Below are 17,319 nucleotides of genomic sequence, written 5' to 3' on the forward strand. Positions count from 1 at the left end.
GCGAAGCCCGACATCACCAACCCGCCGCTGCGCGTCTTCCGGGACAGCGCGATCGTCGCCTACCGGAATCTGCTGACGATTCTGCGGGTGCCGACGCTGCTGGTCACCGCGACCATCCAGCCGCTGATGTTCGTGTTCCTGTTCGCCTACATCTTCGGCGCCTCGCTCGGCGGGGATCAGTACCGGGAGTTCCTGCTCGCCGGAATTTTCACCCAGACAGTCGCTTTCAACGCGGCGTTCACCACGGTCGGCCTGGCGGGCGATCTGCACAAGGGCATCATCGACCGGATGCGCACGCTGCCCATGTCGCGGATGGCGGTGCTGATGGGCCGCACCCTGTCCGACCTGGTGGTCAACGTGCTGAGCCTGTCGGTGATGGTCGGCTGCGGCTACATCGTGGGCTGGCGGATCCACGGCGGCATCGCCGACGCGGCGCTGGCCTTCGCGGTGATCCTGCTGTTCGCCTTCGCGATGTCCTGGGTGGGCGCGCTCACCGGTCTGCTCTCGCCGACCGTGGAGGTGGCCCAGAGCGCGGGCCTGATCTGGCTGTTCCCGCTCAGCTTCATCTCCTCGGCGTTCATCTCCGCCGAGACCCTGCCCGGCCCGCTGCGCACCATCGCCGCCTGGAACCCGATCACCGCCGTCTCCGCGGCCTGCCGCGAGCTCTTCGGCAACAGCGCGCCCCCGACCTTCATCCCGGCCACCGGCTGGGCCGCCGACCACGCCATCGGCTACGCCATCGCCTGCTCCCTGGCCATCCTCGCCATCGCCGCCCCCTTGGCCCTGCTCCGCTACCGCAAGGTCGCCAGCCGCTGAGGCACTCCGGATACGCGAAAGGCCGCTTCCCCGAGGGGAGGCGGCCTTTTTCGTGTGCTGGGCCCTACGCGCGGCGGCGGGTCTTGAGGAGTTCGAGGCGTTCCTTGAGGAGTTCCTCGAGCTCTTCCTTGCTGCGGCGTTCGAGCAGCATGTCCCAGTGGGTGCGCGGGGGCTTGACCTTCTTGGTCTCCTGGGTGGTGCCCTCCATGAGGGTGCCCTCCTGGCCGTTGCGGCACAGCCAGGTCGGCGGGATCTCGGCATCGTCGGCGAACGGCACGTCGAACTCTTCACCGTTGTCGGTGCGATACCGGGCGATCCGACGCGGAGCCAGGTCGTGGTCGCGATCGGTCTCGTAGCTCACCGCTCCGAGCCGACTGCCCCGGAGTACGCGATCTGCCATGGTGTGCCTCTCCCTGTGTGCTCGGGTGTTCGCTGGACCATCAGTACAACGGCCAGCCGGTTCCGAATAGTTCCCGGCACGGCTGGCAGCGACGGTGAACCTGGCCATTGTAGTCGTTGGCGTGTCGTGGTTTTCCCACGCCTCACCCGAGGCGTTACTGTTCTGCCTCATGTCGCGCCGCTTGCTGTCGTCCTGCCTGTGGTGCGGGCGGGAGATCGTCGATTCGGAGGCCGGGCGTCGTCGCCGGTACTGCCGTCAGTCCTGTCGCCAGCGGGCCTACGAGGCCCGTAACAGTCTCAAGGGAACCGGCATTCCCGACGACTCAGTGGTGCTCAGCGCCCAGGAGGCCGCGGATCTGGCCGACCGCTGGTTCGCCGCCCGCTGCGCCGCCGAGGACGTGGCCACGGCGGTCGCCGAGGGCGCGGGCCCGGAGGAACTGGCCGCGCTGAGCAAGACCCTGGTCGATCTCACCCGCGACGCCGAGCGGCTGCGCTGAGCCCGCCGCGCGCGGCCCGCAGGTAGATCCCGGCCAGCAGCAGCCCGGTACCCGCGGCCAGCGCCGTGTAGCAGGCCAGGAAGAGGCCGTCGGGGTGCACCAGCGACTGCGCCCGCATCGCCTGGAAGAAGGTCAGCGCGAACACGCCGGTGTAGCCCAGCGCCAGCACCCCGATCACGGCGGCCCGGGTGCGCTCGGCGCGCAGCCAGGGGTAGCGCGGCGCGAGCCAGGCCAGCACGACCACGGCCAGCAGCAGCACCTGGATGCCGTGCAGCCCGACGAAGTGCGGGATCCGCAGATCGCCGCCGATCGTGCTCCACCCGGTGATCGGCATGCCCGCGCCGTCGCGCGCGGCGTCGGTGCGCACGCCGTCCGCGAGCACGGTGTGCCCGGCGATCAGCTCGACGGGGTTGCCGTCGGCGTCGAGCACCCGTTGCTTGCCGGTGTAGCCCATCAGGTAGGCCTGCGCCATGCCGAGCACCGCCAGCGCGAGCCCGGCGTGGATCGCCCGGGCGGTCGGGCGGTCCACCAGCCGCTGCCACGAAAGGATCAGCACGATAACCAGATTGGCCAGGAACAGGCCCGGAACGCCCGACATGAACACCTGCTGGCCGATCGTGTTGACCGGGTCCGGGTCGCCGTTGTTGAAGTGGCTGTAGGTGCCGCGCGCGGCCTGCACGGCGATGAACCCGACATCGGCGAACCCGGTGACGGCGAACGCCGTGCCCAGCCACCAGGTCGCCCGGGATCCCCTGTGCGGCAGGGCGAGCAGCCAGGCCAGCGTGAGGCCGTAGAGCGCGAAGGCGAACCCGAACTTCAGCGGTTTCACCCAGACGGATTCGCCGAGCAACATGCGCTCGTCGAAGATCAGGCCGCCGATCGAGAGCACCACCAGTGCGCTCATCGCGACCACCATGGCCAGCAGGGGACGGTGCAGCGGGCCGCTGATCCGGGCCGATGCGGGTGCGGCACGGCGGTGCCGGGGGAGCGGGGAATCCGGTGCCGCCGAAGCGATCTCGATCGTGGACATGCACCGAAGGTAGGAATCGGCGGCGCCCGGGCGCCTCCCGCTGCGGCCCGATTCGCGTGTCATACCCGGGTGCTAGCGGATCCGCTCGGTGGCAGAGCGCTAATGCGCGGCGTGGCATAGTGGACAGTCGAATTGCGTAACTGTCGGTGAGCTGGTTTTCTGAGGTGGTGGTGGGAGTGCGGTCGTCGTCGCTAATGACGAGCATATTGGAGATGCTTTCGAGCGGAAGGGTCCATATGCCGGTTCCGCGATAGCGAACAACTATCGAAACCGGCTTGCGGCCGTCAGTTCCGCGCGCGCCACGTCACGCCACGCCGTGCTCGTCAATGTTTCCGTCGTGTAAAGATTTGTGCCGCGCCGGGAAAACCGGTGCCCATGATTCGTGGGTCTCGATCGCGAAGTTTACGGTTCTGCATAATCGGGCGTGCGCCCGTTGTCAATTCCTTCGGTAATTATCGGATGCTTTTTTTCGCGCGCGGGTTTCGGCCTCGGTGCGGAATTGGTGAGAGGGTGTTTTCCAGAAAATGGCCAGGAATCGTCGGTCCGCAAGTGGCAGTCGTCGCCGAGTCGGTCAGCTCATGGGGAACCTGCTCACCACCGCGGTGGAGTCGGCCGCCGACACCGACGCCATCCGGTTCAACCCCACCGGCGATCCCGCCGATGACCGGCGCCTGACCTACCGGGAACTGGACGAGTCGTCCTCGCGCTGGGCGCGCGAGTTGATCGAGCGCGGAATCGGCGCCGGCGACGTGGTCGCGATCGGCATCACCCGGAGCCTGGAATCCGTTCTCGCCGTGTGGGCGATCGCGAAAACCGGTGCGGCCTATGTTCCGGTGGATCCGGGCTTTCCCGCCGAGCGCGTCGCGCACATTCTCGCCGATTCCGGCGCGGTGCTCGGCTTGACGACGATCGAGCACCGCCCGATGTTCGGCGCCGAGCCCGGCTGGATCGAGCTCGATGACCCAGGTCACATCGCCCGGGTGGCCGCCCGGCCCGCGCACCCGATCTCCTACGCCGATCGCGTCCGTCAGGTGGACGCCCGCCACCCCGCCTATGTGATCTACACCTCGGGGTCGACCGGGAAGCCCAAGGGCGTGCTGGTCACCCACGCCGGCCTGGCCGGGCTCGTCGCCACCGCGCGCGAGGTCTGCCGGGTCTCCGAGCACGCGCGCGTGCTGCACGTGTGCTCGCCGAACTTCGATCCCTCGGTGCTCGAACTGCTGCTGACCTTCTCCTCGGGCGCGACCCTGGTGGTGGCGCCCCCGCAGGCGTCCGGCGGCCCCGAGCTGACCGAGCTGCTGCGCCGCGAGCGGGTCACCCACGTGATCATCACGCCGGGCGCGCTGGAGTCGGTCGATCCCGCCGGGCTCACCGACCTCGAGGTGCTCGCGGTCGGCGGCGAGGCGGTCGGCGCCGAACTGGTCGGGCGCTGGGCGCACGACGGGCGGTTGTTCCTCAACGTGTACGGCCCGACCGAGGTGACGATCTGGGCGACGCTGGGCGAGTTGCGCCCGGACGCCCCGATCACGATCGGCGCGGCGCTGCCCGGCGTGGGCGCCTACGTGCTGGACGCGCGGCTGCGGCCGGTGCCGGCCGGCGTGACGGGCGAGCTGTATCTGTCGGGACAGGCGCTGGCCCAGGGCTATTCGGGTCGACCGGGCCTGACCGCGGAACGATTCATCGCGAACCCGTTCGAGACCGACACCACGGCCCGGCTCTACCGCACCGGTGACCTGGTACGCCGCATCGAGACCGACGGCACCCTGGAATACCTGGGCCGCACCGACTTCCAGGTCAAGATCCGCGGTTTCCGGATCGAGCTGGGCGAGATCGACAACGCGCTGGGCGCGCATCCCGCCATCGATTACGCGGCGACCCTCGGCAAGACGCTGTCCTCGGGCGCGAAAGCCTTGGTCTCCTATGTGCTGCCGCACCCCGGCACGGCGGTGGACACGGCGGCGCTGACGGCCTTCCTGACCGAGCGCCTGCCCGAGTACATGGTGCCCGCCGCGATCGTGGTGCTCGACGAGCTGCCGCTGACGCCGGTCGGCAAGCTGGACCGGGCCGCGCTGCCGGACCCGGTGCCGGCCGCGACCGAATTCCGCGCGCCGGTCGGCGAAGTCGAGTCGATCATCGCCGAGGTGTTCGCCTCGGTGCTCGGCGTCGAGCGGGTCGGCCTGGACGATTCGTTCTTCGCGCTCGGCGGCGATTCCATCCTGTCGATCCAGGTGGTCGCGCGCGCCAAGGCGCGCGGGGTGGTCTTCACCGCCCGCGACGTCTTCGATCAGCGCACCGTCGCGGCACTGGCCGAGATCGCCACCCGGGCCGGGGCGGGCGAGCGGCAGCGCCTGGACGAACTGCCCGGCGGCGGCGTGGGCGAGATCGGCCTGACCCCGCTGCTGGCCGCGACGCTCGCCAATGGCGGTTCCTACCAGCGCTTTTCGCAGTCCATGGCGCTGGCGCTGCCCGCCGGGCTCGCGGACGAGACCCTGGTGGCGACCCTGGGCGCGGTGCTCGACCACCACGACGTGCTGCGCACCACGCTGCGCCCCTCCGGCGCCTCCTGGATCTTCGAGGCGCTGCCGCCCGGCGCGGTCCGCGCCACGGAGTTACTCCGCCGGGTCGAGATGCCCGGCGAGATCGACGACGCGGAATTCACCCGCCGGGCGAACGCGGAGTACGCTGCCGCGCTGGACCGGCTCGATCCCGCGAACGCCGCGATGCTGCAATTCGTCCGGTTCGCCTTCCCGGCCGGCGCCGGTCGCCGCGACGTGCTGCTCGTGGTCGCGCACCACTTCGTCGTGGACGGGGTGTCCTGGCGGATCGTCATCCCGGACCTGGCCGTCGCCTGGTCGCAGCTGGCGGCCGGGCAGCCGGTACGCCTGCCCGGCAACGGCACCTCGATGCGGCGCTGGGCGCACGCCCTCGCCGACGCCGCCCGCGAACCCGCGCGGCTCGCGCAACTGCCGTTCTGGCAGCAGGTGACCGCCACCCCGGATCCGCTGCTGGGCGCGCGCGCCTTCGATCCGGCGGTGGACACCCTCGCCACCGTGCGCCGGTTCGAGGTGACGCTGCCGGCGGCGGTCACCGAGGCGGTGCTGACCGCGGTGCCGCAGCGCTACCGCGGCGGCGTCAACGACGGCCTGCTGGCGGCGCTCGCGCTGGCCGTGCGCGCCTGGCGCGGCGCCGAGCACGGCGACGCGGTGCTGATCAAGCTGGAAGGCCACGGTCGCGAGGAGGAACTGGTGCCGGGCGCGGATCTCGCGCGCACCCTCGGCTGGTTCACCAGCGCCTACCCGGTCCGGCTCGACCTGTCCGGCATCGATGCCGAGTCCGCGTTCCAGGCCGGAAAGGCCATGGGCGACACCGTGAAAGCGGTGAAGGAGCAGCTGCTCGCCATCCCGGACAAGGGCCTCGGCTACGGCCTGCTGCGCTACCTGAACCCGCAGACCGGCGCCGAACTCGGCGCGGCCGGGCAGATCGGCTTCAACTACCTGGGCCGGATGTCCACCGGGGAGATCCCCGCCGAGCTCGCCGACGCGGGCTGGACACCGGTCGCGGACCTGGGTCGCCTGGACTCGCTCCCGGATCCGGACATGCCCGCCAACGGCGTGCTCGACATCAACGCGATCGTCACCGACGGCCCGCAGGGCCCGGAGCTGGGCGCCTCGTTCGCCTTCCCGTCCGGGCTGCTGTCGGAGGACCAGGTGCGCGAGTTCGCGGATCTGTGGGTCGCCGCCCTGCACGCGCTCGCCGAGCACGCGGCCGGGCCCGACGCGGGCGGCCTGACGCCCTCGGACCTGCCGCTGGTGCGGGTCGGCCAAGCCGATCTGGAAGCCTGGGAACGCGAGTACCCGTCCGTGTCGGACGTGTGGCCGCTCTCCCCGCTGCAATCCGGCCTGCTCTTCCACGCCCTGCTGACCGAGGCCGAGGTCGACGTCTACACCACCCAGGCCACCGTCGACCTGGGCGGCACGGTGGACCCCGAGCGTCTGCGCACCGCCGCGCAGGCCTTGCTCGACCGCTACCCGAACCTGCGCACCGCGTTCGTCACCGACGCCGGCGGCCACGCCGTGCAACTGGTCCTGGACCGGGTGGAAGCGCCGTGGCGGGAGGTCGATCTGCGGCACCTGCCCGAGGCCGAGCGGCTGCCGGCGCTGCGCGCGGCGGTCGAGGCCGAGCGCGCGACCCGCTTCGACATGGCGGCCGCGCCGCTGCTGCGGTTCACGCTGTACCGCACCGACCAGTGGCACCTGGTGATCACCACCCACCACATCCTGCTCGACGGCTGGTCGATGCCGCTGCTGATGCGAGATCTGCTGGTGCTCTACGCGACTCGCGGCGATCAGGCCGTGCTGGGCCGGGTCCCGTCCTACCGGTCGTTCCTGAGCTGGCTGGCCGCCCGCGATCAGGACGAGTCGCGCCGGGCGTGGGCGCGGGCCCTGGACGGCTTCGAGGAGCCGACGGTGCTCGCGCGCCGGGCGCGCGGCGGCGAATCCGGCAGCCTGGTCACCGAACTCGACGCCGCGACCACCCGCCGGATCGGTGAACGGGCCGCCGCGCTGGGCGTCACCGTGAACACGGTGCTGCAGGCGGCGCTGGGCGTGCTGCTGGGCCGGCTCACCGGGCGCGAGGACGTGGTGTTCGGCACCACCGTCTCCGGCCGCCCGGCCGAGCTGGCCGGCGTCGAATCGATGGTCGGGCTGTTCGTCAACACGGTGCCGGTGCGGGTGCGCGCCGCGGCCGGGCGGACCGGCGAGCAGTTGCTGCGCACGCTCCAGGGCGAGCAGGCCGAACTGCTCGACCACCATCAGGTAGGGCTGCCGGAGATCGCCCGGATCGCCCCTGCCGCCGCGCAATTCGACACGCTGCTGGTCTTCGAGTCGTACCCGATCGACCGGGAGGCGATCGCCGCCGCCGATTCGGTGGACGGCATGTCGGTGACCGGAGTCGGCCTGCGCGACGAGACGCACTACCCGCTGACCCTGCTCGCGACCGCGACCGAGACGATCGAGCTGACCTGGAAGTACCGCGACGGTCTGACCGCGACCGAGGTGGAAACCCTGGCGGCGCGGCTGATCCGGGTGATCGACGCGCTGCTCGACGCGCCCGAGGCCCCGGTCGACGGGCTCGGCATCCTGCTCGGCGAGCCGGAGCGAGACCGAATCCTGCTGGACTGGAACGACACTCGGCATCCGATCGAGCCGGAGCTGCTGCTGTCGGCCTATCGCCGCGCCGCCCGGGCCTACCCGGACCGGATCGCGCTGGCGCAGGAGGGCGTCGAGCTGACCTATCGCGAGTTCGATCGGCGCGTGAATCAGCTGGCGCGCCTGCTGATCTCGCGCGGCATCGGCGCCGAGCAGCGGGTCGGCCTGGCGATCCGGCGGTCGCCGGAGCTGGTGGTGGCGATGTACGCGGTCGGCACCGCCGGCGCGGCCTACGTCCCGCTGGACCCCGATCATCCGGCCGAGCGCATCGGCCACGTGCTCGACGCCGCGGACCTGGCGTGCGTGCTCACCACCACCGCCGACGCGGTGCCGGTCCCGGACGGGCTCCCGGTGCTGAACCTCGACGCCGCGGCTTCCGCGCAGTTGAACGGCGCGCCCGTGCACCCGGCCGAACTGGTCCGGCCGGTGCACCCGGACAACCTCGCCTACGTGCTGTTCACCTCGGGCTCCACCGGCCGACCCAAGGGTGTCGCGGTGTCGCACCGCGCGATCGACAACCACCTGTCGTGGACCCTTGCCGAGTACGGATTCGACGCCGACGAGGTGTACCTGCAGCGCACGCCCGCCACCTTCGACATGTCGCTCTACGGCTACTACCTGCCGCTGCGACTGGGCGCCAAGCTGGTGCTGGCCACCCACGACGGCCATCGCGACGCCGAGTACCTCGCCGAAACCATTGCCGCGCACCAGGTCACCGCCACCGACCTGGTGCCCTCGATGCTGTCGGTGCTGGCCGCGCACACCGCGCCGGGCGCGGTGCCCTCGCTGCGGACGGTGCTGGCCGGCGGCGAGGCGCTGCCGCCGCGCACCGTGCGCGCGCTGCGCGCGATCTCGGCGGCCGCCGTGCACAACGTGTACGGCCCGACCGAGGCCGCGATCGTCGTCACCCGCTACCCGGCCGGCGACACCGAGGACGAGACCGTGCCGATCGGCCGCCCGGTCTGGAATACCCAGGTCTACGTGCTGGATTCGCGGTTGCGCCCGGTGCCGGCCGGGGTCGAGGGCGAGCTGTACCTGGCCGGCACCCAGCTGGCCCGCGGCTACCTGGCGCGTCCGGACCTGACCACGGATCGCTTCGTGCCCAACCCCTTCGGCCGCGGCGAGCGGATGTACCGGACCGGCGACCTGGTCCGCTGGCGGGCCGACGGCGCGCTGGAATACGTCGGCCGCACCGACTTCCAGGTGAAGTTCCGCGGCCAGCGCATCGAACTCGGCGACATCGAGACCGCCCTGCTGGCGCAGCCGTCGATCGCGCAGGCCGTCGTCCTGGTGGACTCGGCCGAGGTCGGCGACAACCTGGTCGGCTACGCGGTGCCCGCCGCCGGGGCCACGATCGACACTTCGGCGGTGCTGGGCGCGCTCGCGCAGGTCCTGCCCGCCTATATGGTGCCCGCCACCCTCGTCGTGCTGGGTGAGCTGCCGCTGAACAGCGCCGGAAAGCTGGATCGCCGCGCGCTGCCGCGACCCACCTTCGCGGGCGCGGAGTTCCGGGCCCCGGCCACACCGATCGAGGAGATCGTGGCCGGTGTGTTCGCCGAGGTGCTCGGCCGGGACCGGGTGAGCGCGGACGACGACTTCTTCGCCCTCGGCGGGAACTCGCTGGTCGCCACGCAGGTGGTGGCCCGGCTGAGCGCGGCCCTGGACGCCCGGGTGCCTGTGCGCGCGCTGTTCGACGCGCCGGTGGTGGCCGAGCTGGCCGCCCGGATCGAGCCGAATTCCGGTGCGGGCCGGGATCGTCCGGCGCTGGTGCCGGTGACCCGGCCGGACCCGATTCCGCTGTCGCTGGCCCAGCACCGGATGTGGGTGCTGAACCAGGTCGACGTCGACTCGGCCGCCTACAACCTGCCGTTCGCGATCCGGCTGACCGGTGCGCTCGACGTCCCCGCGCTGGGCCGGGCCGTGGCCGACGTGCTCGAGCGCCACGAAGCCCTGCGCACCCGGTTCCCGGCGCACGGCGCGGACGGTGCGGCGCGCCAGGAGATCCTGCCGGTCGCGCAGGTGCTGCCCGCCGGGCTCGAGATCGAGACCGCCGGGCCCGGCGACCACGGCCGGGTGGCCGAGCTGGTGTCGGCCGGGTTCGACGTGACCGCCCACCCGCCGGTGCGGGTGCGGCTGTTCACCGACCCCGCCGGCGGCGAGCACCTGCTCGTCCTGGTCGCCCATCACATCTCGGCCGACGGCGTCTCGCTCGCGCCGCTGGCCCGCGACCTCGCGACGGCCTACCTGGCCCGCGCCGCGGGCACGGCCCCGGGCTGGACGCCGCTGCCGGTGCAGTACGCCGACTTCGCGGTGTGGCAGCGCGCCGTCATCGGCACCGAGGACGATCGGGACTCGGTCGCCGCGGCGCAGGCCGAGTACTGGCGGCGTCAGCTGGCCGGCGTCGCCGACGCCGCGCGACTAACGCTGGACCACCCGCGCCCGGCGCGCCCGTCCATGGCCGGGGCCACCGTCGGCGTGCACGTGCCCGCCCCGGTGCACGCGGGCCTGGCCGCGCTCGCGCGCGAGCACAACGCGTCGCTGTTCATGGTCGTGCACGCGGCGGTCGCCGTCCTGCTGGCGCGGCTGTCCGGCGGCTCGGACATCGCGGTGGGCACGCCCATCGCCGGGCGCGGCGAGGCCGTGCTCGACGATCTGGTCGGCATGTTCGTCAACACGCTAACCCTGCGCACCGGCATCGATCGCGGCGCGGAGTTCATCGCGCTGCTCGCGCAGGTGCGCGACACCGACCTGGCCGCGTTCGCCAACGCCGACCTGCCGTTCGAGCGGGTCGCCGAGCTGGCCCCGGCCGGCGCGGACGCGTCGCTGTTCCAGGTGCTGCTGTCGTTCCAGAACACCGAGCAGCCCACGCTGGAACTGCCCGGCCTGACGGTCTCCGCCGTGGACACCGGTCCGGCCGCGGCGAAGTTCGACCTGCAGGTAGTCATCGATCCGCGCGTGGACGCGGCGGGCGCGCCCGCCGAACTGGGCCTGGGTCTCACCTACGCGACCGATCTGTTCGAGCAGTCCACGGTCGAGAGCCTGGCCGCGCGACTGGCCCGGATCCTGACCGCCGTCGCGGCCGAGCCGCGCGCGATCGTCGGCGACATCGACCTGCTCGACCCCACCGAGCGCGCCCGGGCCCTGACGGCTCCGGCCGCACCGCCGGCCGCCGCGCCCGCCGCGGCGACGCTGCTGCCGGAGCTGCTGGCCCGCGCGGTGGACGAGAACCCCGACGGCATCGCGGTGATCTTCGCCGACGCCGTCGAACAGCTGGCCGAACTGGACTACCTCGACCTCGACGACCGCTCCACCCGCCTGGCCCGGCTGCTGATCGAGCAGGGCGTCGGCCCGGAAGACCTGGTGGCCGTGGGCATTCCGCGCTCACCGGAATCGGTGCTCGCGGTCTGGGCGGTCGCCAAGACCGGCGCCGGATTCGTCCCGGTCGATCCCAACTATCCGGTCGAGCGGGTGCGTCACCTGGTCACCGATTCCGGTGCGGTGCTGGGACTCACGGTGGCCGCGGTGCACGCCGAGCTGCCCGCGGCGGTGTCCTGGCTGAGCATCGACGAGCCCGCCCTGCTCGACCGCCTGGACGGCTACGCCGCCGACCCGGTGACCGACGCCGACCGGGTGCGGCCGCTGCGGGCCGCGCATCCGGCCTACGTCATCTACACCTCCGGCTCGACCGGCACCCCGAAGGGCGTGGTCGTCACCCAGGCCGGGCTGGCGAGCTTCTGCGCCGAGCAGCGTGAGCGCTACCGGGTCGCGAGCAGTTCGCGCACCCTTCATTTCGCCTCGCCGTCGTTCGACGCCTCGGTGCTGGAACTGCTGCTGGCGATCGGCGGCGGCGCCACCATGGTGGTGGCCGCGCCGTCGGTGTACGGCGGCGAGGAGCTGGCGGCGCTGCTGCGCCGGGAACGGGTGACGCACGCGTTCATCACGCCGGCCGCGCTGGCCTCGGTCGATCCCGCCGGGCTGGACCGGCTGCGCGTCGTGGTCGCAGGCGGCGAGGCCTGCCCGCCGGAACTGGTGCGGCGCTGGGCGATTCCGATCGCGGGCCGGCGCACCCGGGAGTTCTACAACGGCTACGGCCCCACCGAGACCACCATCATGACCAACATCAGCGCGCCGCTGGTTCCGGGGGAGACGGTCACCATCGGCGGGCCGATCCGCGCCGTCACCGAATACGTGCTGGACGAGCGGCTGGCGCTGGTGCCCGACCGCGCGGTGGGCGAGCTCTACATCAGCGGCGCGCAGCTGGCGCGCGGCTATCACGCGCGTCCGGCGCTGACCGCCGCCCGGTTCGTGCCGAATCCGTTCGACCCCAGCGGATCCCGGCTCTACCGGACCGGCGACCTGGTCCGCCGGACCGCCGACGGCGAGCTGGAATACCTGGGCCGCAACGACTTCCAGGTCAAGATCCGCGGCTTCCGGATCGAGCTCGGCGAGATCGACGCGGTGCTGGCCGCCCACGACACGGTCGACTTCGCGGTCACCGTCGGCCACGAAACCGGCGGCGACGCCACGATTCTGGTCGCCTACGCGCACGCCGCCCCGGGCGCGGTCGCCGACCCGGACGAGTTGCTCGCGCACGCGGCCCGCGCCCTGCCCGCGCACATGGTGCCCGCCACGGTCATGGTGCTCGACCGGATCCCGCTGACGCCGGTCGGCAAGCTCGATCGCGCGGCCCTGCCCGCACCGGTTTTGCGCACCAAGACTTTCCGTTCGCCCACGGGCCGCTGGGAGGAGCTGGTCGCCGAGGCGTTCACCGAACTGCTCGCGCCCGCGACGCCGGTCGGCGCCGACGACGACTTCTTCGAACTGGGCGGCAACTCGTTGATCGCCACCCGCTTGGTCGCCCGGCTCGGCGCCGCGAGCGACGCGCGCATTCCGGTGCGCGTGCTGTTCGAGGCCGCCACCGTCGCCGCGCTCGCGGCCCGCCTCGCCGAGCAGACCGCGGGCACCGGCCGTCCCGCGATCACCGCCGGCGAGCGGCCCGAGCACATTCCGCTCTCGCTCGGGCAGCAGGGCATGTGGCTGCTCAACCGGCTCGACGCCGGTTCGGTGGCCTACAACGTGCCGATGGCGGTGCGTCTGAGCGGCGCGGTCGACCTGGCCGCGCTGCAGGCGGCCGTGGACGACCTGATCGAACGCCACGAGATCCTGCGCACCGTGTACCCCTACGTCGAGGCCGGGGCGGAGACCGCCGTGCAGGTGGTGCTGCCGCCGGAGCGGGCCCGGGTGCGGGTGCGCGTCGAGACGGTCGAACCGGACGCGGCGGCGCCGGCCGTGCTGGCGCTGGCCCGCACGCGGTTCGACCTGACCGATCAGGTGCCGATCGAGGTCGCGGTGTTCGACCTCGGCGCGAACGAGTACGTGCTCGCGCTGGTGGTGCACCACATCGCCGCCGACGGCTCCTCGATCGCGCCGCTGACCCGCGACCTGATGATCGCCTACGCCGCCCGCCACGCCGGTGCGGCGCCCGGGTGGACGCCGCTGCCGGTGCAGTACGCCGACTACAGCCTCTGGCAGCGGGCCGTGCTCGGCACCGAATCCGATCCGGAATCGGTGGCCGCACAGCAGATCACCTTCTGGCGCACGGCCCTGACCGGCCTGGCCGATCAGCTCGATCTGCCCGCCGACCGGCCACGGCCGCTGCTGCGCGACCACGCCGGCGGCCAGGTCCAGGTGCGCGTCGACGCCGAAACCCACCGTGCGCTGGCCGAATTGGCGCGCGCCCGGGGCGCGACCCTGTTCATGGTCGTGCACACCGCGCTGGCCGTGCTGCTGGCGCGGGTCACCGGCACCGGCGACATCGCCGTGGGCGCACCGGTCGCCGGTCGCGGGGACGCCGCGCTCGACGACCTGATCGGCAAGTTCATCAACACCCTGGTGTTCCGCACCCGCTACGACGCGAGCGCGAGTTTCACCGAACTGCTGGACCGCCAGCGCGAGTACGACATCCAGGCGTTCGCGCACGCCGACGTGCCGTTCGAGCGGATCGTGGACGCGCTCAACCCGGTGCGCTCGAGCAGCCGCCACCCGCTGTTCCAGGTGGCGCTGTCGTTCCAGAACCTGGAGCGCGCCGAGCTGCGGCTGCCCGAATTGACCGTGGCGAGCCTGGATTTCGGTCTGGAGATCTCCCAGTTCGATCTGCACTGGATGATCGGCGACACCTACGACGAGTCCGGCGCGCCGGCCGGGATCGGCGGCGTGCTCACCTACGCCACCGACATCTTCGACCGTGACACCGCCCAAGCGCTGGTGGCGCGCTTCGAGCGGCTGCTGGTCACCCTCGCCGCCGACCCCGCCGCGGTGCTCGGCGAAATCGACCTGCTCGATCCCGCCGAACGCGGCGCACTGCTGGCCGAGGCCGCCGACACCGCCCACCCGGTGCCGGACCGCCTGCTGCTGGACGGCTACCGCCGGGCGGCGGCCGCGACACCGGACGCCGTGGCGCTGGTGCACGAGCGGACCAGCTGGACCTACGCGGAGTTCGACGCCCGGGTCAATCGGCTGGCCCGCTACCTGATCGCCCAGGGCATCGGCCCGGAATCCGTGGTGGCCCTGTGGATTCCGCGCTCGCCGGAGCTGGTGGCGGCGATGTACGCGGTGCTCGCCGCAGGCGGCGCGTACCTGCCGCTGGACCGCAGTCACCCGGCCGGGCGGCTCGCCTACGTGCTCGAGACCGCGCGGCCGGTGCTCGTGCTGTCCACCGGCGGCAGCACCGTTCCGGTGGACGGTGTGCGGGTCGTCGACCTCGACACGCTGGACCTGACGCCGTACTCCGGCGCGCCCCTCACGGCCGCGGACCCGCGGGCCCCGCTGCACCCGGACCATCCCGCCTACGTCCTGTTCACCTCCGGGTCGACGGGACGGCCGAAGGGCGTCATGGTCTCGCACGGCGCGATCGCCAACCAGATCGCCTGGATGGCCGACCAGTACGCGATCGGCCGCGACGACGTCTACCTACAGAAGACGGCGACCACCTTCGACGTCTCGCTGTGGGGCTTCTTCGTGCCGCTGGCGGTCGGGGCGCGCCTGGTGCTGGCCGCACCGGGCGGTCAGCGCGATCCGGGCTACATCGCCGAGCTGATCGCGACCCACCGGGTGACGCTCACCGATTTCGTGCCCTCGGTGCTGCAGGTCTTCGTCGCCGCCGCGCTGCCCGCCCAGTTGTCCACGCTGCGTGCGGTCTTCGCGATCGGTGAGGCGCTGCCGCCGAGCACCGTCGCCGACTTCGCCGTGCTGTGCGACGCCGCGGTGCACAATCTCTACGGTCCGACCGAGGCCGCGGTGTCGGTCACCTATCAGCCCGCCACCCTGGACGACCGGGCGACCGTGCCGATCGGCGTCGCGCAGTGGAACACCCGCACCTATGTGCTGGATTCCCGGCTGCATTTGGTGCCCGCCGGGGTCGTGGGCGAGTTGTACCTGGCGGGAACGCAATTGGCGCGCGGCTACCTGGCGCGCACCGATCTGACCTCGGATCGCTTTGTCGCCGACCCGTACGGCCCGCCCGGGGCCCGGATGTACCGCACCGGCGACCTGGTGCGCCGCCGGACCGACGGCGTGCTGGAGTACCTGGGCCGCATCGACTTCCAGGCCAAGATCCGGGGTCACCGGATCGAGCTGGGGGAGATCGAGACCGCGCTGCTGGCCCAGCCCGCGGTCGCCCAGGCGGTGGTCGTGGTCTCGGCCACCGAGACCGGCGATCAGCTGGTGGCCTACGTCGTCGGCGCCGCCGAGCCCGACGAGCTGCGCGAAGCGCTGGCGCAGCTGCTGCCCGGCTACATGGTGCCGGCCGCCGTCATGGTGCTGGACGCGTTCCCGGTGAACAGCAGCGGCAAGCTCGATCGCGGCGCGCTGCCGCGACCGGTGCTGCGCGCCCGCGACTTCGTCGCACCGGTCACCCCGGCCGAGCAGGCGGTCGCGGCGGCCTTCGCCGAGGTGCTCGGCCTGGAGCAGGCCGGCGCCGAGGACGATTTCTTCGAACTCGGCGGCACCTCGCTGCTGGCCTTCACCCTGCAGCGGGCGCTGAGCGCCCGCCTCGGGGCCGACGTGCCGATGGCGGCGCTGTTCACCGCGCCGACCGTGCGCGCGCTGGCGGCCCGCCTGAGCGACCCGGCGGCGGTGGCGCAGGCCCCGCTCGACGAATCCGCCGCCATCGCCGCGGATCTGGTGCTCGAGCCGGACATCGACGTGGCCGGGCGCGCACCCGCGAGCCCGGGCCCGGCCCGGCACATCCTGCTCACCGGCGCCACCGGCTTCCTCGGGGCGCACCTGCTGGCCGAACTGCTGGCGACCACCCCGGCGTCGGTCTGGTGCCTGGTGCGCGCCGACGGAAACGAGCAGGCGCACGGGCGGATTCGCGCGGCGTTGCAGAAGTACGAGATCTGGCACCCGGCCTACGAGAGCCGGATCGTCGCGGTCGCCGGTGATCTGGCCGCACCCGGCCTCGGGCTCGCGGCCGCCGACTACGACCGGCTGGCCGAGCGGATCGACACGATCTACCACAACGGCGCGCGGGTCAACCACATCGAGCCGTACGCGCGGCTGCGCGCCGCCAACGTGACGGGCACCCGGGAGGTGCTGCGGCTGGCCACCACCGGCCGGGTCAAGCCGGTGCATTTCGTGTCCACGGTCAACACGGTCGTACCGATCGCACCCGGACCGGATTTCGTCGCCCGCGAGGACACGGTGCTGGACGCGTCGGAGGTCTCGCCGAACGGCTACGTCAGCAGCAAGTGGGTGGCCGAGCATCTGGTGCGCCGCGCCGGGGAGCGGGGCGTGCCGGTCAGCATCTACCGGCCCGGGCTGATCTCCGGCGATCCGGAGATCGGCGTGAACAGCGCCGAGGACTCGTTCTGGAACATGATCCGGGCGGCCGCCATCCTCGGGCTCGCCCCGGACACCGGCGATTTCGCCCAGCAGCTGGCGCCGGTGAACTACGTGGTCGCCGCCCTGGTGGCGCTGGCCGCCAAGCCCGCGATCGGGGCCGCCTACCACCTGGTGAACACCGAGCCGGTGCCGGTCGCCGAGGTCTTCGAGGCGTTGCGCCGCAACGGGATTCCGGTACGGGTGGCCGCGATCGAGGAGATCGCGGCGCGCCTGGCCGAGGAGGCGGCGGCGCGCGACGCGTCCGGCGACGACTCGCTGGTGCGCGCCGCGCTGGTCAGCGGCAACTACGGCGGCACGGCCTACCAGGTCTCCGACACCGGAACCCAGGCCCAGCTCGCCTGGTACGGGCTGGCCTGCCCGCCGGTCGACGCCGCGGCCCTGGACGCCTACGTGCGCGCGTTCATCGAGTCCGGGTTCTTCCCGGACCCGGAGGTCGCCGCCCGGCGCCGCTCCTGATACGGATAAATCG

5 protein-coding genes are annotated in these 17,319 nt (G+C 72.4%); 3 read left to right on the forward strand and 2 right to left on the reverse strand.

What is annotated here, in order from left to right:
• Positions 1–12 precede the first annotated feature (12 nt).
• Positions 13–816 (forward strand): ABC transporter permease, encoded by an 804-nt coding sequence (locus tag AB0I43_RS24730; protein WP_356974569.1) that lies wholly within the window; start codon positions 13–15, stop codon positions 814–816.
• A gap of 64 nt (positions 817–880) precedes the next feature.
• Here AB0I43_RS24730 and AB0I43_RS24735 read toward each other — a convergent pair whose 3' ends face one another.
• Positions 881–1,216: an RNA polymerase-binding protein RbpA gene (locus AB0I43_RS24735; RefSeq protein ID WP_209892151.1), complete on the reverse strand. Its 336-nt coding sequence runs from the start codon at positions 1,214–1,216 to the stop codon at positions 881–883.
• Between the two features lie 169 nt (positions 1,217–1,385).
• Between AB0I43_RS24735 and AB0I43_RS24740 the strand changes: the two genes are divergently transcribed.
• Positions 1,386–1,712, forward strand: coding sequence for a hypothetical protein (locus tag AB0I43_RS24740; RefSeq protein WP_356974395.1), 327 nt, complete (start codon positions 1,386–1,388; stop codon positions 1,710–1,712).
• On the opposite strand, the gene AB0I43_RS24745 is transcribed toward AB0I43_RS24740, so the two are convergent.
• The gene (locus AB0I43_RS24745; protein ID WP_356974394.1) at positions 1,684–2,742 is read right to left on the reverse strand and encodes a hypothetical protein; all 1,059 of its coding nucleotides are present in this window, start codon (positions 2,740–2,742) and stop codon (positions 1,684–1,686) included. The two genes, AB0I43_RS24740 and AB0I43_RS24745, sit on opposite strands and share 29 nt — an antisense overlap.
• Positions 2,743–3,320: 578 nt before the next feature.
• Between AB0I43_RS24745 and AB0I43_RS24750 the strand changes: the two genes are divergently transcribed.
• Positions 3,321–17,306 carry an amino acid adenylation domain-containing protein gene (locus tag AB0I43_RS24750; RefSeq protein ID WP_356974393.1) on the forward strand — a complete coding sequence of 4,662 codons (13,986 nt, stop codon included), beginning with the start codon at positions 3,321–3,323 and terminating at the stop codon, positions 17,304–17,306.
• The last annotated feature ends 13 nt before the right edge of the window (positions 17,307–17,319 follow it).

Origin of the sequence: Nocardia sp. NPDC050435 (genome assembly GCF_040655395.1) — a bacterium.
In the GTDB taxonomy this organism is placed as follows: domain Bacteria; phylum Actinomycetota; class Actinomycetes; order Mycobacteriales; family Mycobacteriaceae; genus Nocardia.

Coding starts and splice junctions, on each gene's coding strand:
- AB0I43_RS24735 (WP_209892151.1), bottom strand. CDS start 1,216: ATGGCAGATCGCGTACTCCGGGGCAGTCGGCTCGGAGCGGTGAGCTAC.
- AB0I43_RS24740 (WP_356974395.1), top strand. CDS start 1,386: ATGTCGCGCCGCTTGCTGTCGTCCTGCCTGTGGTGCGGGCGGGAGATC.
- AB0I43_RS24745 (WP_356974394.1), bottom strand. CDS start 2,742: ATGTCCACGATCGAGATCGCTTCGGCGGCACCGGATTCCCCGCTCCCC.
- AB0I43_RS24750 (WP_356974393.1), top strand. CDS start 3,321: ATGGGGAACCTGCTCACCACCGCGGTGGAGTCGGCCGCCGACACCGAC.